The following is a 19,993-nucleotide window of genomic DNA, read 5'->3' on the forward strand; positions in this document are numbered from 1 at the left end:
AAGCACCTTACATTGCGATGGTGAAACCACCGTTGACCGACAACACCTGACCGGTGATATAAGAAGCCGCGTCCGACAACAGGAAGCACACCGGCTTCGCCACCTCTTCCGGGGAAGACCAGCGCCCCAGCGGAATCTGCGCCAGGTAGTTATCGGCAAAGCGCTCGTCGTTGCGCACGGTTTCCGTCATCGCCGTAGCAACCACCCCGAAACAAACGGCGTTACAGCGAATACCAAATTTCGCCCACTCCCGGGCGGCGGTCATGGTGGCGCCGAAAATACCGGCCTTGGCCGAGGCGTAATTGATTTGCCCAAGGCTGCCGCGCCGGCCGGCGTCAGAGGCGATATTGACGATGGCGCCGGGCGCCTTGTTGCCAGCCTTGGCTTCTGCCAGCATGTGGCGGCCCACCGCCTGCATGAAATACACCGAGCCACTCAGGTTCACGTCAATCACCGACTGCCATGCCTCGGGCGACATCTTGTCGATCATAGCCGGACGGGTAATGCCGGCATTATTGATCAAGCCGTTCAAGGCGCCGAAATGCTCGACACTCCGCGCCACCGCGGCCGCGGCAAAATCAATGTCGGTAACGCTGCCGGGCAAGGCCAGGAAAGCGTCACCCAATTCTTGCGCCGCGCCCTGCAGGGCGTCGGCGTTCATATCAACGCCAACCACTTTGGCACCCAGATCCAGCAACTGGCGACTCAACGCCAAACCAATCCCCTGGGCAGCGCCGGTGACCATAATCACGCGGCCGGCCATGGACATAGGGTTATTCATACTCTTCTCCAATATCTTTTGCGGTGAGACAGCGAAGCGCTGTCATAAACGGCATGAGAAAACAGCTCAGGCCGGATCAAATACAACGTAAGGCGGTTGCTCGCCGTCATTAAAGATGCGTGCCTTGACCGGCATGCCGATACGCACCTGGTCCGGCGCCACGCCCTCGACCCGGCTCATCATGCGCGGGCCCTCCTGCAATTCGATCAGCGCGACGTTGTAGTCACTTTTCGGTGGGCGAGCCCGCACGGTGGTGGTCGAATACACCGTGCCCCGGCCAGCGGCAGCGACCCACTCCAGGTCATCACAGCCGCTCCCCGGGGCGATGGTGCGGGGGTAAAACACATACTCGCCACTGCCAGTGCTGCGCTGAATACAAAACTTACCCTCTTTCAGGAAATTAAGGTAATCGAGATCGGGGCGTATTGCGGCCATCGGACTGTCTCCAAAGTAGGCAAGGCACCTGCCGGGCATCTTGCGCTGATTATTCAAACGAGCGGCCTTGAGCCACCAAATTCTGCACCTGCTGTGGGCATCTGTCGCAAGTTGGCGGCAGACGATTCCCTAATGCACATCGCAGGTGCGAACAACGTGCGTATAATGAGGCAAAACAAGCAGCCTGTATTTGCACCAATAAATGACTATGTGTTAGTTTATGGGTGTTCGATAACAACGTCAACTGCGGGAAGCCAGACAATGACCAACGATAAATCATCTACACCATGGGGAAGTGAGCCCCAAGATACCATCAACGCTGTGCTGCGGCGGGCGCTTGAGGCCAATCCGGAGCGAGAATTCCTGGATTTTTTAGGCAAAAAATACAGTGTCGCCGACCTGGATAAACAGGCCTGCCGGCTCGCCAACGGCCTCAAAGCCCTGGGCGTAGAGAAGGGTCACACCGTCGCTACCCTGCTGGATAACAGCGAAGATGCAGTTTTTATTTGGCTCGCAATCAATAAGCTGGGCGCGATTTCGGTGCCCATCAACACCGCTTACAAAGGCGAATTTTTACGCCATCAACTGGGCGACAGCGACGCCACGGTGGTTATCGCCGAGAGCGACTACGCCGAGCGCGTTGCAGCAATTGAAGACCAGCTCCCCAGCGTCAAAGCCCTGGTGCATCGCGGTACCGCGCCGGGCGGCAGCTTCGCCGGCCAGCTTCTGAGCTGGGAGCAATTACTGTCCGCTGACTGCAGCGATCCCGAGGTCGAGGTGGCCCCCTCGGACCTGGCCATGCTGATTTACACCGGTGGCACTACCGGCCCCTCCAAAGGGTGTATGGTCAGCCACAATTACGCCTGCAACCTGGCCCGCATCGTCAGTGAGGGTACCGGCCGTAGCGCCGAGACCGTAAGCTGGACCGCCCTGCCATTGTTTCACTTCAATGCCGTCAGCAATGTGATCTGCGAACTCATGCACGGCGGTCGTATCGCCATCTACCCGCGCTTTTCGGTCTCCAACTTTTGGCCGGAGATTGAACGCACCGGCGCCAACTACACCACCCTGCTGGGCTCCATGTTCCCCATGCTGCTGGGGGCTCCGGAAAATGAGGCGGAAAAGCGCTGCTATGGGCAGATTTCCATTGTCGGCGGCGCTCCATTCCCGGACAAATTGCAGCAGGCATGGAAACAGCGCTTTGGCGCCAAGCATACAGCCTGCCCCGGCTTTGGCCTGACCGAGTGCTCGCTGGTGACCTCGGTGCCACTGGGCATAGAAGTACCTGGCGACTGTTCCGGCATGCGCAATGACAGCTTCGATGTGCGCATCATCGACGACAACGGCGCGGAAGTGCCCGATGGCGAGTCCGGTGAGGTCATCGTGCGCCCACTGCGACCGAATGTGATGTTCGAGGGCTATTGGAAGCGACCGGAAGACACCCTCAAAGTCACCAAAAACATGTGGTTTCACACCGGTGACATCGGCAAGTTTGACGAAAACGGCTTCTTTTACTTTGTCGATCGCAAGAAGGACTACCTGCGTCGGCGCGGCGAAAATATCTCCAGCTTTGAGGTCGAATCCGCCTTTCGGCGCCACCCGGCCATCGAAGACGTAGCCGCCCACGCGGTATTGTCCGAGCTGACCGAAGACGACCTCAAAGTCACCCTGACCCTGAAGGAAGGCACCAGCCTGAGCGAAGCCGCGCTGTGCGAGTGGGCGGCTGAGCAACTGCCCTACTTTGCTGTGCCGCGCTACTTCGAATTCCGCAGCGGAGCGGAAATGCCGCGCAGCCCGGTGGGTCGCATCCTGAAGTACAAACTCCGTGATGAAGGCGTCACCGCAACTACATGGGATCGGGAAAAAGCCGGCTTTCAATTGAAGAAACGCTAAAACCCGAAACGCCAGGCTGCACCCAGCCTGGCGTTTTTCATTCAGCTCCCAAACCCGCGCTTCTTGGGTGCAAGCCTGTCGCCATTAATACGCTGGGTATTTTTATGTTAACGCCCTTCCCCCTGGGCCACGCCCCGGATTCGCTAGGTTTCTGGCGCTAACTGGATCCCCCGCTGGCGCGGGGATAAAAAATTACTTCGACCTAATTCTGGAAGGGCGGCAACTATTTTTTCTTGGCAAAATCTGCCGGTGACGCCGGAAAACTCAAGGTCTGGGCGATAATTCGCGTCATCGCATCCCACATGGCATCTGCCCCCAAACCTTTTTCTACCGCCTTTGGCTCTGTCGCCGCCAGGCGCTCCATGGCCGCAACCAATACCGAAGCATCCGCCAGGGCGGTTTTTTTAGTGCCTCCGCTGCCCTCTTTGTATCCCGCCACGATGTGTTCTGCGAAGCGATTGACGATGCGGATAAAGGTTCGCAAGCGAATGCTTTCGAATACCGGGTCACCCCGATCGGCCTCGAGGTTGCGGTAGCGCAACACCTCCCGGTGCTTGTCCCACACGGAGGCAAACGCGTCAACCACCCGCCGCGAGTGCTCAACATCCAGCACCTTGGGGTCCCAGGGCTCATCCAGCACTGCATGCACAGCCTGCATGTCCGATTCCGCTTCCTCCGTGAGTGCCAGCAGGATATCCCTGACATCGGAAAAGTAGAGGTAAAAAGTCGCTGAAGACGATTTCGCTTTCTTGGCGATGGAGACCGCCGTGAGCTCGACGGGCGACCCGGATTTCAGCAGCTTGCAGGCGGCGTCCATCAGGCGCTTGCGCGTCTGCAGGCCCTTGCGGCCCAGTGATTGACCATGATTGTTTGTGGTGACAACCGTGCGCATATTCTCAATGTCCTAAAACCAACGATGTGAAGGTTAAATAGTACATGAATTTGTCGGGAAACTCAGCTCCCAGGTTCAATTGTGGCTCTAGAAAAAATTACAAAGACCAATAGAAACAACGGCTTTCATCCCGTCTAGGGGATTACCCCGAGCTCAATTAGCTGCGCTTTGAGCACTCTGATTGTTGCCCGACCCAAAAACTGATGGTATATTAGTTTTTATAGAAAAGCGCCGCCTGCGGGCAGGGAATTCCCGGGCTGACAGGCGCAAACCATCCAGTTGTGTACTTTAAAGATTTGGAGCCAGACCTATGAACCTGAAAGAACTGCCGTTTTCAATGAAGCCCGTTGGCTGGTTTCAAATAGCCTGGAGCGGTGAAATTCCCGTGGGTGAAACCAGGCCGCTGAAGTATTTTGGGCACGACCTGGTGGCCTTCCGCGGTGAAGATGGCGAGCTTCGGGTCATGGATGCCCACTGCCATCATATGGGCGCCCACCTCGGGCACGGCGGCAAGGTCAAGGGCAATTGCGTCACCTGTCCCTACCACGGTTGGGTGTGGAGCGGAGAAGGCAGAAACGTCGAGATTCCCTACCAGGAGCAAACCGTCAATAAACGCCTGAAGGTCTGGCCTATTCTCGAGCAGCACGGCTGCGTGTTTCTCTGGCACGATCCCACCGGCGCCCCGCCGCGCTGGGACCTGCCCCATATGTTTGACAGCTTTACCGAGTTTTCCGACAAATCGGAAGACGATTTCTATCCGATATTTCCCCACGGCACGCGCCGCTGGCCCAATGAACCCGTGCACCCGCAAATAACCTTTGAAAACAGCGTCGATTCAATGCACTTCCGCTACGTGCACGACTCGCCCCTGGATCCGCTGCTGCTGGAGATGGACATTCGCGACAACGATTCGGTGTTCCGCACCCTGTTTGGCTTTAAGTCGGTGCGTACCAATGACATCGAGATGGTCTTTGATACCCGCACCTCGGGTGTAGGCTGCTCGTTCAATGTGTTTAAAGGAGCCTACAACTACCGCGTCCTGTTTTCTGCCACCCCCATCGACGATGAAACCTCGGAACTGTTCAACACCATCTGGTGGGAACGCAAGGGCGGAGAAAAGGGAGACATGCCGGTAGCCATCCAGGAACGCATTAAAAAAGAAATCCTCACCACTGTCGATGAAGACCTGTTGATTTGGCGTCATCAAAAATACGTCGACAGGCCCCTGCTGGCCAAGCAAGACGTCCAGGCATTCAGGACACTGAGAAAATGGCAGGCCACTTTTTACGATTTGCCACCCGTGGAACAGCCGCCGGCAGAACAACCGCTGATCGAACAGTAGACGCAAGCGCGCAGAAAACCCCGGTTACAAGGAGGCTACCCGGAGCCCTGGCGCCAGCTCGCGCCCTGGCTCCGGTCTCGCCGCCCCAGACCTATTCGTCTCCCACGGAAAAACCTGTCACTGCAAGCAAATCATTATTCGCAATTGGAAAGGGGTTACTGCACTGGGTGCAGCAGCAATCAAGACAGTGTCCGGGATCTTCCGGGCAGCAGGCAGGGCACAAGTGAAGGCAGGGATGGGGCCGCCAAACCTCGCATCAGCACAGCGGCCATCAGGTCTAATATAATCAGGCAAAGGCAATCAGCACATCGACATCAAGCGCGCTTGAGAACAGAAACCACGCAGGCACCGCCGAGACCGATATTGTGCTGCAGGGCAACACTGGCGTTTTCAACCTGGCGTTCACCGGCAACGCCGCGTAAATGCCAGCTCAATTCCGTTATTTGGGCCAGGCCGGTAGCCCCCAGGGGGTGTCCCTTCGACAATAACCCACCGGAGGGATTGGTAACGACTTTGCCGCCGTAGGTGTTGTCACCGTCGTGAACAAACTTTTCTGCACCACCCAGCGGACAGAGGCCGAGCGCTTCGTAACTGACGATCTCGTTGGTGGAAAAGCAATCGTGCAACTCGACCAAATCCACATCTTCCGGCGCAATACCTGACTGTTCGTAGGCGGCAGCGGCGGCACGGCGGGTGCTGTCAGCGCCGATGGCATTGATGACACTGCCACTGTTGAAACTAGCCTCAGTGTCGGTGGTCAACGCCATTCCGGCAATATCAATCAGGTTATTTAGCCCTTTCTTTTTGGCGTAACTATCGGACACAACCAGTACCGCCGCGCCACCGCAAGTTGGCGGACAGCACATCAGGCGGGTAACGGGCCCAAATATGGCAGGGGACGCCATGACCTGCTCCAGACTGAGGGGGTCGGTAAACATGGCGTACGGGTTGCGGCGAGCGTGATCCCGCGCCTTCACCGACACCCGGCCAAACAGATCCGCCGAGGCGCCGTATGTTTCCATGTACTCGCGGCCGGCACCACCAAAATATTGCGCCGCCTGCATGGCCCGGTCATCCCAGCCCTGGATGCTGGCAACCGTTTGATCGAGCCGCGCCGTGGTCGCTTTGCGGTCCGCGGTACTGCTGGCCAATGCGCCACTGGGCATTTGCTCGAAACCCACTGCCAGGGCCACATCAACAGCCCCGCTCTGCACTGCCTGACGCGCTAGGAATAGCGCAGTAGAGCCGGTTGCACAGGCGTTGTTGACATTGATCACTGGAATGCCAGTCAGGCCAACATTGTAGAGTGCGGTTTGCCCGGAGCAAGTATCGCCAAACACGAAACCGGCATAGGCCTGTTGCACATCCCGGTAATCAATTCCCGCGTCTTCCAGCGCGGCACGGGCCGCCTGGGCGCCGAGCACATCGTACTCTTCACTTTTACCAGGCTTGGTAAATTTCACCATGCCGACGCCGGCGATTAATGCTTTGCTCATAGTGGGTGCCTTTTACTGTCTGTACTGCGGTTGACGGAACTACGCTTGCTGTTACCTGGCGAAATCATTGATCACCAGAGTCGGCGCATCGAGAAAAATTGACTCGCTCGCGGCGGCTATGCCCTCGGCGTCAAGCCCAGGGTTTTCGCCACGACCGCGAATACCCGCCGCAGACACCAGTTTCAACTCACGAATACTCTGCCCGGAGGCAAACAGGCAGTGGCCGGTTTTGTCGCCCGACAACTCGCTCACCATATAGAGCACCGCTTCGGCGACGTGGTCCGGGTCGAGCAGTTGTTTTTGCTCATCCGTCATCAGCGGCGCAGTCAGGGCCGAAGTGGCCGCCGGCGCCAGTGTCCACACGCGAATTCCGGCTTTGGCACCCTCGATGGCGAGGACATTGGACATACCGAAGACACCCGCCTTGGCGGCGGCGTAATTGAGCTGGCCGAAGTTGCCCACCAGACCCGAGGTAGAAGAGGTATTGACAATGACGCCGCCACCGTTGGCTTTCATCCAGGCGAATACCGGCTGGGTCACGGTGAACATGCCCTTGAGGTTTACCCCCAACACACTGTCCCAATCGGCTTCAGTCAATTTAAGAAAGCTTTTGTCCCGCAGAATTCCGGCGTTGTTGACCAGAATGTCGGCTGAGCCAAAGTTGTCCAGCGCGGTTTGCAACAGTGACGCCCCGCCCTCCATGGTGGCAATGTCGGCGCAATTGGCGGCCGCCCGGCCGCCTGCCGCAACAATGGCCTGGACCACGCTGTCGACCAGCGCGACGCCCTGTTCGTCTCTGCCAATATCATTGACAACCACCGCTGCGCCTGCCGCGGCAAGCCGCTTGGCGTAGGCTTCGCCGAGACCGCGTCCAGCTCCGGTAATAATGGCGACTTTATTGTCGAGCAAGGCCATAACAACTCCTTAATATACTGATAAAAATGACAGTTCGTCAGTTGTAGATCTATAGAAATGCTCGCCGCCGACGGTCCCCCGGCGGCAGCGAGTCAGGTATTACAGTGCGCCAAACCAGCCGACCAAAGTGGCCCGCCTGGCGCTGCGGCTAGTACCGGGCTCCCAAACTACTGCTTGGCGCCCACGTCCAGCATCTTGGTCAGCTGCCCGGTGACATCACCAAACGTAACCGGCCCTTTATGTTGCGCGGGAGGCACACCCTTGCCTTCGGTATTGGTGAAGCTCAGGTCGACGTGAGTCGCCTTGGCCCGCAATGCGCCCACGGTACAGTCTTCTTTCTTCAGGTGCTTGAAGGGGTCGAACTGGAACGCCTTCATCGCGTTCAGGTGGGTGATCATATCGATCTCTTCGTCGGGAATATCTTTAATGCTGGGCCACAGGGTTTCCGGGGCTTTCGGCCAGGTTGAATCCGAGTGCGGGTAGTCGCACTCCCAGGTCATCTTCGACAGTCCGGCGTCGTGCCTGACCTTGATACCGACTTTATCGTCGATAAAACAGGTGTACACGTGCTTCAAAAACAGCTCGCTGGGCTTCATACCGCCGAAGTCCTGGTTGGTCCAGATATGGCGCTCGTGCACATAGTCAATCCGCTCCAGGAAGTGCGGAATCCAGCCGACGCCGCCTTCGGACAGGGCGAAGCGAATATCCGGAAACTTGCGCAGTATGGGTGAGAAGGTCAGGTCGGTGGCAGTAGCGTAGAGCGACACCGGCATATTGGCGATCATCACGTCTACCGGGGACTCAATGGACGGCACCGCACTGGAAGCGTCGGCAATATGCAGGCACACCACCACGCCGGTGTCGCTGCAGGCCTTCCACAAGGGATCCCAGACCGGGTTATGCAGGCTGGGCAACTTGCTCAGGCAGGGGTTGGGCGGAAAGGAAATAGCGTAGCAGCCCTTCTTGGCAATGCGACGCACTTCTTCCGCAGCGGCAACCGGATCCCAGTTACTGACGATACCCACCGGAATAAAGCGGCCCGGGTAGGCGCCACACCACTCGTCGATATGCCAATCGTTCCAGGCGCGGACAATGGCCAGACCGAGCTCGCGATCCTGGACTTTTTCCAGGGTCTGGCCACCAACACCGACAAAGGAGGGGAAATTCAGGCCCGCCAATTGGCCATTGACGTTCATATCATCGATGCGCGCATGCACGTCGTAAGTGCCCTTGCGCAACTGCTCAAAGCCCGTGGGCTCAAAGCCATATTCTTCGGGGCGGCGCCCGGCGACGGCGTTGAGTGCGATATTGGGCACTGGCATCTCGCCGATCAACCACATGTCTTCCCCCTGTGGACCCTGCACCACCCGAGGCATCCGGCCCTTGAATTTGGCCGGGGTGTGACGCTCAAACATATCCGGGGGTTCAATAAGGTGGTCATCGACACTGATCAGGACCATATCGTCCATCTTCATACTGGCTTCTCCTTTCAGGCCAGCTGGGCTGGCGAGAGTGTTATTGGTGGCTATCTACGCTTAGCTATGGTTTGTTGTGATTCGCTGTGATTAGCGGTCAATTTACAACTACAAAAATAACTACTAGTCAGTTATAGTTTGCGCATGCAGCCCGGATTTGTCAAAGCTTTTTCTGTTTACGATGGTTAATAATTGACATGTAGTCAGTTATTAAGTGTAAAATCAAATGACTCGGCAATAGTGTATTCCTGCGAGCTTGCCGACAAGCCGGCAAGACGATTGTGGTTTATCCCGACCCACCCAACCATTCCGAGCAGCACCTGACGCTTGTTTGTGTCGCTCAAAGCCCGGCATGAGTGGCGATGGCCAAACTTTAACTATGACTTTTATGTATTAATATGATTGCCAGTTTCGCCGTTTGCCTGGCCCTGTTTTCCCTTTGCGCCATTGTGCCACTGAAATACCGTCAGCTTAAAGCCTGGGCGCCGTTGTACTGGATATTCAGCGTGACAGGCCAGCTATTTGTCGTGCCGATCCTGCTGTCGGCCGGCACCCTGGTGCTCGCCGGAGGCAGCGAATTGACGGTGCGAGTGCCCGCGGTTATTGCCCTGCTCGCCGCGACGGCGGGACTGCTACGGCAATTCCAGGTGCGCAGACTTGCAGCGGCGCAGGCCGCCTCCCTCGGCATCGCCAACGACGCTGATTTTCGCACCCGATGGGTGGATATTGGGCGCTGGTTACTGGTGCTGCGCTGCCAGCGCCGTGGCCTGCTTATACAGCGGGACCTGGCCTACGGCGAACTGCCCGAGCAGCGCCTGGATATCTACCATCGCAGCCAGACGGACGAACCCAGACCAATACTCATCCATATCCACGGTGGCGCCTGGGTGGCCGGTAAAAAGGGGCAGATGGGCCGCCCCCTGGTGCACGATATGGCCACCGCCGGCTGGCTTGTATTTGATATTGAGTACCGGCTGGGCCCCGAGCACCGCTATCCGGCAATGATTGTGGACGTATTGACAGCGATCGCCTGGGTAAAAAAACACGCGCCAGACTACGGCGGGCGAGCCGACTTCATTACCCTGAGCGGCGGCTCTGCCGGAGGTCACTTATCGACCCTGGCGGCGGCCCTGGACCAGGCCGAACGCGCCAGTCTGCAAGCGGGCTTCGCCGGGGTTGATACCCGGGTTCAGGCGATTGCACCGTTCTACGGCCGCTACGACTTTCTCGACCGCTTCAGCATTATCGATGACCCCAAAATCGCGCAGTTTATGCTCGCCAAAGTCATGCCCGTACCCGCCGATGGTGAGGGTATCCAGCTGTGGCGCCAGGCCTCACCCATCGACCATGTCGGTGGGCAACTGCCACCCTGCCTGCTGGTCCATGGCAGCGCCGACTGTATGATTGACGTGGCTGAAGCGCAGGCATTCGTGGCAGCCCAGCAACCCCTGAGCAAGACCGTGTTCCGCTTTGTCGAAGTCCCCGGCGCCCAACACGCGTTTGACCTGGGCCACAGCCCCCAGACAGACGCTCTCAACCGCTTGGTGTTCTATTTCCTGCAGGACCAATTCCAATCTTTCCTGCAATCCCGGGCCGAACATCCCGTGAGACATGAATCGAAGGCAGAGGATGCAGAGTGCTGATGTTAAAACTCCCGACCAATAGAAAACTCGCCAACCTGGAGTCTGCCCTGGCCGCCGCCCGCACCTACGCGGAGTGGTGCGACCTGGCTCGGCAGCACGATGAGCTGTCAGGGGGCAACCAATGGAAAGCCAGCGTCGACAGCCAGTATTTCGATGCCAACCAGATTTTGGCGCGCTACCGACGCATGCAAGACTGCATGAACAAAGGCGATTACGAAGAGCTGCTGTTTACCCTCAACGAGGGCATTCACGGCAATATGGCCGGTATGGGCAATGCCCTGCTCTACAGTCGCGCTCGTCTTGGTACCAAGCAATTGATTGTGGATTTTGTGGAATTGATCAGCAGGGCACTACGAGCCCTGCTGGATGCCCCGGACGCCGTCATTAGCAATGAACGGAAACGCAACTTTTTCCGCCGCGCCAGTCACTGCTTCGGTCGCTCGGCATTGAGCATGAGCGGTGGTGCCGGCCTGATCTATTTTCACCACGGTGTGGTCGATGCCTTGCTGCAGGAAAATTTGTTGCCCAGCGTGCTATCCGGCTCCAGCGCCGGCTCCTGGGTCTGCGCCCAAATAGGGACTCTCAGCGATGAGGAGCTCAAGGGTTACTTTGCCGCAAAGCGCTATGAAGGCCGTTTTTTCAACGCCTGGGAGTTACTGCGGGCGCGCTCCGGCGACACGGTCGCCGGAGCGCGGGACGATATGATCGACTCGTTTGTCGGCTCTATGACGTTCGAGGAGGCCTACGAGCACACCGGGCGCCACATCAATATTTCCGTGGCTCCCCACGAGAAACACCAGAAATCACGCTTGATGAACGCGATGACAGCACCCAATGTCACCATCAGGTCGGCGGTCAAGGCGTCATCCTCGCCGAGCGGCCTGGCGCCGCCAGTGCAACTCGAGGCCAAAGACTCGCAGGGCAGACTGAAGCCCTACCTGCCCGGCCGACTCTGGGTCGATGGCTCCACCGCCGACGACCTGCCCTTGAAGCGCCTGGCGCGCCTCTACGGCGTCAATCATTTTGTGGTCAGTATGATCAACCCGGCGGGGCTGCTCTACAACCTGGAGCTGAACCACAAGAACCAGGAGAGCCTGTTTCGCTCACTCAAGCGACTCTACTTTACCGCACTGAAGGAATCGGTCAGCAATATCCGCCGCTGGTCCAGCGAGCAGTCACTGCTGGGACAGCTGGATTTTGCCCTGGGTGGACTGTACCAGGTGCTCGACCAAAGCTATGTGGGTGATATCAATATTTCACTGCATATCAAGCATTTGCGTTTGCGTAATTTGTTGTATCAGTACAACAGTGACGACGAAATCCAGCAAATCTATCACGCCGGGCAGGCCGCCAGCTGGCCCAAGCTGGAACAGATTCGAATGGCCAGCCTGATCAGCAAGGAAATTGACGCCTGTCTCGAGAAACTGGAGGTTGACGCCATCAAGCAGGACGGCGCTGCGCTGGCGTTTAACCACCCGATTCTATAGGGTTGCGCACGCCGGCATCAGGTTGCTGGGCCAACCTCGACGGGTACGCAAACGCTGTTGCGCACTTGCATTGCGAGGCTGGCCATGATGCTTTTGGCGTGGATTCCGGGCTTGCCATCCTTGAGAGTGACAAGCCCGATGGTGCGCAGGTCTTTGCCGTCGGCGACCCGGTGGTCGATGCGGATCAAACGCCCCTCTGCGCACTCTGCCCGCACGTTCAGGTCGGCGCTGGCAAACACGGCGTCAGTGTCCATGGTCACCGCTTTTAGTACGCCGATATCCGGGCATATCAATTGCTGTTTGCGCTCGGGCTCACCGGTGTTGATGCTGCGCCAGCGCAGCTCATCCCAGGTATTTTCATGGACATTGGAGGGAGTAAGGACGGGAAATTCATAGATGTCGGCGCGGGCAACGTTGCGGCGCCGGCTTAAAGGGTGTCCCCGGCGCACGTAAAAACTGCCGCGCAATTGCCCCAGTGTTTGCACGGCAATATCCTTGACGTCCAGGGGCGTGAAATCATTGATGTCGGCGATAAAAAAATCGATGCTCTCAGTCAGCAACACGCTCAGTAATGTGCTGCGGGATTCAACCCTCACCTGCACTTGCATGAGTCGTGTATCAGCCACCAGGCTTGTTAACTCCGCAGCCAGAACATGGTGTGCCACCACCGGGTCCAGGCCAAAGCCAACCACACTGCGCGAGCCACTGCTCAGGGCCCTGGCATCGGCACGCAATTGCCCCGCTTGTTCCAGCAGCGCACGGGCCCGCGCCATCAGCATTTCACCTTCACTGGTGAGCTCAACCCCGGTGGACTTGCGCCGGAAAACAGTGATGCCCAGATCATCTTCCAGTGACTTGATGCTGCGCGTCAGGGCGGACTGGGTGAGGTACAGCTTTTTACTGGCGGCAACCAATGAACACTCCTCCGCCACGATCAGGGCGTGAAACAGCTTTTGCAGGTTCAGGGTTTTCACTAGGGTTGAAACTCCGGCAGCAGGCTATGCAAGAAAGTCATAACAACTTAGCATTTTTTGCACTTGGATAATATCAACCGACCTCTATAATCGACATCTATTCCAATAAATAACGGAGAGTTAGCTATGCGCGCGCCATACAAAGTGATCGTCTGGGGGCCGGGAATCGTCGGTAATGCCTGCCTGAAAGAGGTGCTGAAGAAACCTGAGCTGGAACTGGTGGGGGTACTGGCTTACAGCGAAAGCAAGCACGGCGTGGACGTCGGCGAATACCTGGGCATGGATCCGGTCGGCATTAAAATGACCACCGATCAGGACTCGGTCATCGCTATGGACGCCGATGTGGTGTTGTTTTCGGTCAATATGAGCGCCGAACTGAACGAGGATTCAGAGGCCACCGAGATTGCCTGCCGCCTGCTGGAATCCGGCAAGAGCCTGGTTACATCCGCAGGCTGGTGGTACCCCGCCTACCACTCCCAGGCACTGCACGACAAACTCGACGCGGCCTGCAAGAAGGGTGGCAGCTGCCTGCACGGTACCGGTGTGAACCCCGGCTGGCTGTATGAGCGCATCATCTCCACGTTTACCGGTGCGTCCACCAGCATCAAGCATATTCATGTACAGGAACTGTCCGACAACAGTCATATCGAAAGTGCCGACATGATGGGCGGGCTCGGCTACGGCTCCGATATGTCAGAGCGGCCGTGGATTGAAAATGTCGGTGATCGCGGCTACCACGAAACCCTGGCACTCACCTGTCATGTTATGGGTGTTGAGCTCGACCGCATCGAATCGGAAAAAAAATATTTTGTCGCCCGCGAAGACACCAAATTGATTCCCTTTACCGTGCCGAAAGGCAAGCGTAATGGCGTCAATTTTCTCTACCACGCTATAGTGGACGGCAAGAAGCTTATTACCCTGGAAGAGATCTGGTATGTCGATGAGCGGGACTTGCCTGCCGGCCTGCACCGGGGCGACTACTACAACATCAAGATCGAGGCCGAACCGGTGTCGGTGCGGGGTCAGTTCCAGCTGATGGCTTCCGTTGAGGAAAACCTGGAGCATCGCCCGGGCGACAACACCCTGCCCGCCTATTACGCCACCGCCATCCCTCTTATTCAGGCGATTCCTATTGTCTGCGGCGCCGAACCAGGAATTGTACTGCCCTTTAATTTTGCCAACTACTGTCCCGACTTGCGCAACTTCAAGAGCCCGTTGATTGTTCGCTAGTAGCACTCACTAGCACCATTTGTGCATAGTGCACCGCTGCACAAGCAATTCGCTCTTGTGCAGCGGCGCGCGATCAGTTTTTACCTAGTGATTTAGCAATCAAATCGCACCGGAAAATTCGCAACCGCTTTAATCCGGATATTTTTTGGCCGCTGATCAGCTATTGGCGATCGCTAATAGCTGGATTCCGGGTTTCGTGTGTGCCAGTTTAACGCCTGGGCCGTCGCACGAATGTAAAACAATGACCAATAATAGCCGGAAAAAGAAAAGGCGCCGGAGTTTACCCCGACGCCTTTTTCAGTTACCTAGTGCAGCTTACTCGGCGTGTGACTTCAGCGGAATTGCTGTCCAGCCATGTTCGATATAAGTCCGCATATCTTTCAGCGGAATATTGCGCCCGTCTGCGAGTTTCATTGAACCTTCGCTGTGCGAGTGCAGGCCATAGTGCATGGTTGCACCTGAGGTGGTGAGGTAGCTGTAGTAAGTGCGCGTGGCGGCTTCGATATCCAGATCAATGGTGCCGTTTTTTGACTCCAGGTTAAAATGCCATTTGACCGGGACGCGCATCCGGGTTTTGGGATCAATCCAAAACTCTTTTTCTTCCATGGTGATGTTGCTGTGACCGTTTTCGGAAAACTGGATTTCTTCCCCGTCGACACATACGTGGCTGAAGGTTTTACCTACAGAGGGGTAGTAATAGATAAAGATGCGTACGTTTTCACTGGCCCACCAGTTCCAGTAATAGGTTTCGCCGCGCAGGATGTCGGCCAGGTCCCAGGCGGGCTGAGTGAACTTTTCCTGGCAACCAAATGATTTGTCCTTGCTCAGGCGGTAGGTTTTGCCCTCCGCAGTGATGGTACCTTCCGCACACAGGGGGTGCTCAAAACCGGCGATGCCATTTTTTTCCAGATCGGCAAATGGGCCCTTGTGGTACGGCGCATCACCAATACCGGTCAGCTTGAGATCAAACTCAATACCCATGTGCTCACCCTTGATCTCCCAGTAAGGAGGGCGGCAAATGTGCTGGCGATTACCCAGCGACCAGATGACCGCATCGCCCTCTTCCCTGACCGAGCCGGACTCCCAGTGGTCGGTCGCCCAGGTACGGTTGCCAATGAATGCACTGTCGCGGATACCGCCAGTGTGATCCTTGGGTGACGCGATAAAGGTTGTCTGGCCCTTGTAGACGTCGTCAACCTGCCAGGGGCCGTCTTTGCCCCCGCCTACGCGAAAGATGCAGGATACAAAAGAGATCTCTTCGCCTTCATCGGTTTCACCCATAATAAGAAAACCATTGTTTTCCATATAGGGAACGCCGGCAGGCAGTTTATCAACGTAACTCAGTTGATCCGCTAATGTGACATTGGTGCGCGCTGTTATTTCAGTCATCCGGGAAACTCGCTTGTTGTGGGTCGAATTTAATTATTAACTGACATACTATCAGTTATAGGGACAGGGTTTCAATGCCTCCGGCAGAGATTTACATTTCATCACACGAGTAGCGGTTTTTTGGGCTTAAGCGGGGTATACGACATAAAAGTAAAAGGGAGTCAAAAGGATCGGTGACAAACGATAATCGAAATGATTCCTATTTGTCACCGGCCCCTTTTTACCGCCGACCCGTTTTACCGTCCTGGAGGATTGTCTGGCGCAAGCTGATTCCCTTTAAATCCCGCCTGTAGTATCCCGTTTTTTTGACGAGGAGCTTTTCTGTGGCCCGGTAGCTGCAGGCGGTGTGCCTCAATGCCAGAATGGGCTGTTGTGATCCAGGCCTCGCGAAGGGAGCGGAATTTTCTCTGTACCGCACACAGTTATTGCAAAAGTCCCATAATGGGACTATTATGCAATTCATGAGAATCATCGCCCTGTCATCGTTGAAGACATTTTGGGAAAAGAGCCCAGCTTATACTGATGCCATCGAGCCAACACTTGCCTGGTATCGGCATGCGCTGAAAGCCGATTGGGCCTCCCCTGCTGAGGTCAAACAGGACTTCAGGAATGCCAGTATTCTCAAGGATGGTAGGGTGGTGTTCAACATTGCCGGTAACAAGTATCGGCTGGTGGTGTGGATCAATTATGCCTACAAGGTGGTCTATATCCGCTTTATCGGCACCCATGCTCAATATGACAAAATTGATGTACAAACTATTTAATGCCGGAGGTAGACATAATGGATATCAAGCCTATTAAAACGGATGCCGACTACCGTGCGGCGTTGAAAGAGATTGAAAGCCTGATGATGGCGGGGCCTGATACGCCTGAAGGCGAAAAGCTGGATGTACTGGTAACTTTGCTAGAGGCTTATGAGAACAAGCACTACCCGCTGGATTTCCCTGACCCGGTTGAAGCGATCAAATTTGAGATGGAGCAAAAGGGGCTGACCGTTAAAGATCTGGAGCCAATGATTGGGAAAAGCAACCGTGTTTACGAAATCCTTAACTACAAGCGCTCTTTGACCTTAAAAATGATCTGGAAGCTTAATCAGGAGCTGGGGATACCTGCTGAATCGTTGATCAAACCGCCCCAAGCGCATTCTCCTGCCTAATATTCGTGGCTCTTGGTTAATCGTTAAATCAGGGTGCAACAATTTATGAATTATGTCTGAAGAACTGAAGGCGATTGAGTCTCGCATTGAAGAGCTTGATAGAGAGCGGTCTGACTTAATTCAGCGTAAGCAGCAACTGCTAGCGCAAAGCCTGTCTCCATATAAACCTCAACAACTAACGTCCGACCAAAAAGTTGCTCTGTTTCAAGCCCTTTTCAAGGGACGGACGGATGTCTATGCCACCCGCTGGCAAAACTCAATAGGAAGGAGTGGCTACTCAGTAGCCTGTCATAATGAATGGGTTCCCGGTGTTTGCAATAAACCTCGAATCAAGTGCGGTGAGTGCAGTCACAGGCAATATCGAGAGCTGGATGCTCAGGCTGTTTATGATCACCTAACGGGAAAGCATATAGTAGGCTTGTACCCACTCATGTCAGATGAAGCCTGCCACCTCCTGGCGGCTGATTTTGATAAAAGTGGCTGGCAAGAAGCCGTGAAGGCCATGGCTCAAGTGTGCTTTCAACATACGATTCCTCATGCCATAGAGATTTCGAGATCAGGTAACGGAGCGCACCTGTGGATTTTCTTCAAAGACAGAGTATCTGCCCGTGAAGCGAGGCAGCTCGGATTTGCTTTACTCGATAAAGCCATGGATATCCATCCTGGAATCTCCTTTGAGTCTTATGATCGATTATTCCCGAATCAGGATATTATGCCTGAGGGGGGATTTGGAAATCTTATCGCCCTGCCTCTTCAACATCAGGCGCGGCAATTGGGTAACAGTCAGTTTGTTGATACTTCATTGACCCCTTACCCAGATCAGTGGGCATTCTTGTCGGATCTTCAGCGCTTATCTGCCTTTGATGTTAAAAGGCTACTAAAGCTGTTGGCGCCGCAACAGTTCGAAGCGCCAGAAAATAGCCTGCCTTGGGAGCAGGGGATAGAACGCAAGAATGAAAAAATAGCGGATTGCCCGAAGAAGCTTGCAGTCACTCTGGCCAATCATATCTATATCAAGCTGGATGAACTGCCAGCTGCCCTTACTGCCAAGCTTCGACGCTTGGCCAGTTTTTCCAATCCGGTTTTCTTCAAAACCCAGGCATTGCGCTTTTCAACTCATGGCATCCCACGCTACATCACCTGTGCGCGTATTGAGCAAGGTTATTTATCAATACCCAGAGGTTGCATTGATGAAGTGATGGCGCTACTCGAAGACCAGGGTATAGCGGTTGTGCTGTACGACAAACGGGTCGAAGGTACGCCCCTAAATGGACTGGAGTTCCTCGGTGAATTGAGAAAAGACCAACAACAGGCGGCCGAAGCGATCACTGCTAATAACGTAGGGATTCTACATGCCCCCACTGCTTTTGGAAAAACAGTAACCGCGATAGGTGTTATCACACGTCGCAAGGTAAATACGCTAATACTAACCCATAGCAGACAACTGTTGGACCAATGGAAAGAGCGCATTCGCTCATTCACCAGCGGAGTTGAGGTGGGAACCGTTGGCGGGGGCAAGAAGAAGCCAACTGGCCAGATCGACGTAGCGACTTATCAAAGCCTGATCGACAAGAAAAGCAATACTGTCTCACCCTTGTTACAGGAATATGGCCAGATCATTATCGATGAGTGCCATCATATCTCTGCGCCTCGCTACGAAATGCTGCTGAACGAATCCCGAGCAAAATTTGTGTTAGGGCTCACTGCCACACCAAATCGTCAGGACGGCCACCAGAAGATTATGTTTATGATAGCTGGTCCCGTCAGGCACAAGGTGGAGGTAAGCGGCACAAGGGGCTTTGAGCAGAAAGTAGTTGTTCAACAGTTATATGACAAGCCCCCACACTCTTTGATTCAATCTGATGTGCGACCGCACATCGCGGAGATATACCGATGGCTGGTTGAAAATAATAGTCGAAACAGGCTGATTGTCGACAATGTTATCGAGTCGGTAAAGAGTGGCGCACACTCTCTCGTACTGACGGAGCGAAGGGAGCATGCGGAAATCTTGGCTGGGATGCTTGAGAAAAAGGATATTTCAACGCTAGTACTTCGCGGTGCCATGCGAGTAAAAGAGCGCAAGGCCGCCAATGAGAAGCTGTCGGATGCTCAGGTCATTGTCGCGACAGGAAAATATATTGGCGAAGGGTTTGATTTGCCCAGACTGGACACGTTGTTTCTTGCATTACCCATAGCCTGGAAAGGTTCGTTGGCACAATATGCGGGTCGATTGCATCGGGAGTCTGAAGGTAAAGATCAAGTCACTATATATGACTACGTCGATGAAGCTTTGCCTATGCTACAACGCATGTTTGGGAAGCGGGAGAAGGGCTATAATGCTATGGGTTATGAGTTGGCTCCGATAAAAACGCCAGGGGCAAGAATTAAAACGGCTAGAAATGGAGATAGAACCCCCAGTAGAAATCCAATTGCCATGATCCCCCTTATTCACCCAGAGCTTCCCGGTTGATAGTGCCCACTGAACAGGAAGTGCAAGCACCAGAAATATAATGATGCTCTAGGCTGAAAGTTCCTGTTGATTAGAGATGATCCCAATAGTACATGTGGCAATAAGAGAGGTGGCGCACCCTAGAGGATAGACTGTTTGCGGGCGCCTTTGGCGGTCCCAGTTGCGGTGCTACTGGTGAGAGTGTGCAATAAACCTGAGGGAATTTTGCCCCATTCTGGGCACGTTTTATGATGGATTAAGAAAAGCCCCCGCGACCAAGAACAGACAAGGAGACAGCACCAGTGTGTTATTTCTTTCCCATACCTGCTTCTACCAATAGCTTTTTCGTTTAGATCGGGAACTGGCCAGCGATGTACAAGCTAGGGGTTGCCGTTACTGTGGCGGTACATTGCACAGTGTCCGTTACCCACGCAAA

General features: G+C 55.2%; 16 protein-coding genes. 8 read left to right on the forward strand and 8 right to left on the reverse strand.

Annotated features, from left to right (window positions below; all coding sequences use genetic code 11):
• Positions 1–7 precede the first annotated feature (7 nt).
• Positions 8–781 carry an SDR family NAD(P)-dependent oxidoreductase gene (locus G8764_RS08325; protein ID WP_166164030.1) on the reverse strand — a complete coding sequence of 258 codons (774 nt, stop codon included), beginning with the start codon at positions 779–781 and terminating at the stop codon, positions 8–10.
• A gap of 66 nt (positions 782–847) precedes the next feature.
• The gene (locus G8764_RS08330; RefSeq protein ID WP_166164032.1) at positions 848–1,216 is read right to left on the reverse strand and encodes a Zn-ribbon domain-containing OB-fold protein; all 369 of its coding nucleotides are present in this window, start codon (positions 1,214–1,216) and stop codon (positions 848–850) included.
• A gap of 261 nt (positions 1,217–1,477) precedes the next feature.
• Here G8764_RS08330 and G8764_RS08335 point away from each other — a divergent pair, with 261 nt between their 5' ends.
• The gene (locus tag G8764_RS08335; protein ID WP_166164034.1) at positions 1,478–3,109 is read left to right on the forward strand and encodes an AMP-binding protein; all 1,632 of its coding nucleotides are present in this window, start codon (positions 1,478–1,480) and stop codon (positions 3,107–3,109) included.
• Positions 3,110–3,332: 223 nt separating this feature from the next.
• Here G8764_RS08335 and G8764_RS08340 read toward each other — a convergent pair whose 3' ends face one another.
• A complete protein-coding gene (locus tag G8764_RS08340) occupies positions 3,333–4,001 on the reverse strand; it encodes a TetR/AcrR family transcriptional regulator (protein WP_166164036.1) in 669 nt (222 codons plus the stop codon).
• Positions 4,002–4,311: 310 nt separating this feature from the next.
• Between G8764_RS08340 and G8764_RS08345 the strand changes: the two genes are divergently transcribed.
• The gene (locus G8764_RS08345; RefSeq protein ID WP_166164038.1) at positions 4,312–5,343 is read left to right on the forward strand and encodes a Rieske 2Fe-2S domain-containing protein; all 1,032 of its coding nucleotides are present in this window, start codon (positions 4,312–4,314) and stop codon (positions 5,341–5,343) included.
• 314 nt (positions 5,344–5,657) lie between these two features.
• Here G8764_RS08345 and G8764_RS08350 read toward each other — a convergent pair whose 3' ends face one another.
• From G8764_RS08350 to G8764_RS08360, 3 genes are all read right to left on the reverse strand, one after another.
• Entirely contained in the window at positions 5,658–6,839 is a 1,182-nt protein-coding gene (locus G8764_RS08350) for a lipid-transfer protein (protein WP_166164040.1), read from the reverse strand.
• Between the two features lie 51 nt (positions 6,840–6,890).
• Positions 6,891–7,754 (reverse strand): SDR family NAD(P)-dependent oxidoreductase, encoded by an 864-nt coding sequence (locus G8764_RS08355; RefSeq protein WP_166164042.1) that lies wholly within the window; start codon positions 7,752–7,754, stop codon positions 6,891–6,893.
• A 167-nt stretch (positions 7,755–7,921) separates the two neighbouring features.
• Complete coding sequence (locus G8764_RS08360) at positions 7,922–9,229, reverse strand: amidohydrolase family protein (RefSeq protein ID WP_166164044.1); 1,308 nt, start codon at positions 9,227–9,229, stop codon at positions 7,922–7,924.
• A gap of 506 nt (positions 9,230–9,735) precedes the next feature.
• Between G8764_RS08360 and G8764_RS08365 the strand changes: the two genes are divergently transcribed.
• Both G8764_RS08365 and G8764_RS08370 read left to right on the forward strand, forming a co-directional pair.
• Positions 9,736–10,872 carry an alpha/beta hydrolase fold domain-containing protein gene (locus G8764_RS08365; protein WP_166164046.1) on the forward strand — a complete coding sequence of 379 codons (1,137 nt, stop codon included), beginning with the start codon at positions 9,736–9,738 and terminating at the stop codon, positions 10,870–10,872.
• Positions 10,872–12,359, forward strand: coding sequence for a patatin-like phospholipase family protein (locus G8764_RS08370; RefSeq protein ID WP_166164048.1), 1,488 nt, complete (start codon positions 10,872–10,874; stop codon positions 12,357–12,359). Before G8764_RS08365 ends, G8764_RS08370 begins: the two co-directional genes overlap by 1 nt.
• 17 nt (positions 12,360–12,376) lie before the next feature.
• On the opposite strand, the gene G8764_RS08375 is transcribed toward G8764_RS08370, so the two are convergent.
• Positions 12,377–13,333 carry a LysR family transcriptional regulator gene (locus G8764_RS08375; protein ID WP_166164050.1) on the reverse strand — a complete coding sequence of 319 codons (957 nt, stop codon included), beginning with the start codon at positions 13,331–13,333 and terminating at the stop codon, positions 12,377–12,379.
• 126 nt (positions 13,334–13,459) lie between these two features.
• On the opposite strand from G8764_RS08375, the gene G8764_RS08380 reads away from it, so the two are divergent.
• Complete coding sequence (locus tag G8764_RS08380; RefSeq protein ID WP_166164052.1) at positions 13,460–14,563, forward strand: NAD(P)H-dependent amine dehydrogenase family protein; 1,104 nt, start codon at positions 13,460–13,462, stop codon at positions 14,561–14,563.
• A gap of 315 nt (positions 14,564–14,878) precedes the next feature.
• Here G8764_RS08380 and G8764_RS08385 read toward each other — a convergent pair whose 3' ends face one another.
• Positions 14,879–15,952, reverse strand: coding sequence for a hypothetical protein (locus G8764_RS08385; RefSeq protein WP_166164054.1), 1,074 nt, complete (start codon positions 15,950–15,952; stop codon positions 14,879–14,881).
• A 452-nt stretch (positions 15,953–16,404) separates the two neighbouring features.
• Between G8764_RS08385 and G8764_RS08390 the strand changes: the two genes are divergently transcribed.
• Genes G8764_RS08390 through G8764_RS08400 form a run of 3 tightly spaced genes read left to right on the forward strand, consistent with a single transcriptional unit; the run spans position 16,405 to position 19,578 of the window.
• Positions 16,405–16,716, forward strand: coding sequence for a type II toxin-antitoxin system HigB family toxin (locus G8764_RS08390; RefSeq protein ID WP_481859744.1), 312 nt, complete (start codon positions 16,405–16,407; stop codon positions 16,714–16,716).
• Between the two features lie 17 nt (positions 16,717–16,733).
• Positions 16,734–17,108 (forward strand): helix-turn-helix domain-containing protein, encoded by a 375-nt coding sequence (locus G8764_RS08395; RefSeq protein ID WP_166164056.1) that lies wholly within the window; start codon positions 16,734–16,736, stop codon positions 17,106–17,108.
• 52 nt (positions 17,109–17,160) lie between these two features.
• Entirely contained in the window at positions 17,161–19,578 is a 2,418-nt protein-coding gene (locus tag G8764_RS08400; protein ID WP_166164058.1) for a TOTE conflict system archaeo-eukaryotic primase domain-containing protein, read from the forward strand.
• The last annotated feature ends 415 nt before the right edge of the window (positions 19,579–19,993 follow it).

The organism is Pseudomaricurvus alcaniphilus, assembly GCF_011440395.1.
Classification (GTDB): domain Bacteria; phylum Pseudomonadota; class Gammaproteobacteria; order Pseudomonadales; family Cellvibrionaceae; genus Pseudomaricurvus; species Pseudomaricurvus alcaniphilus.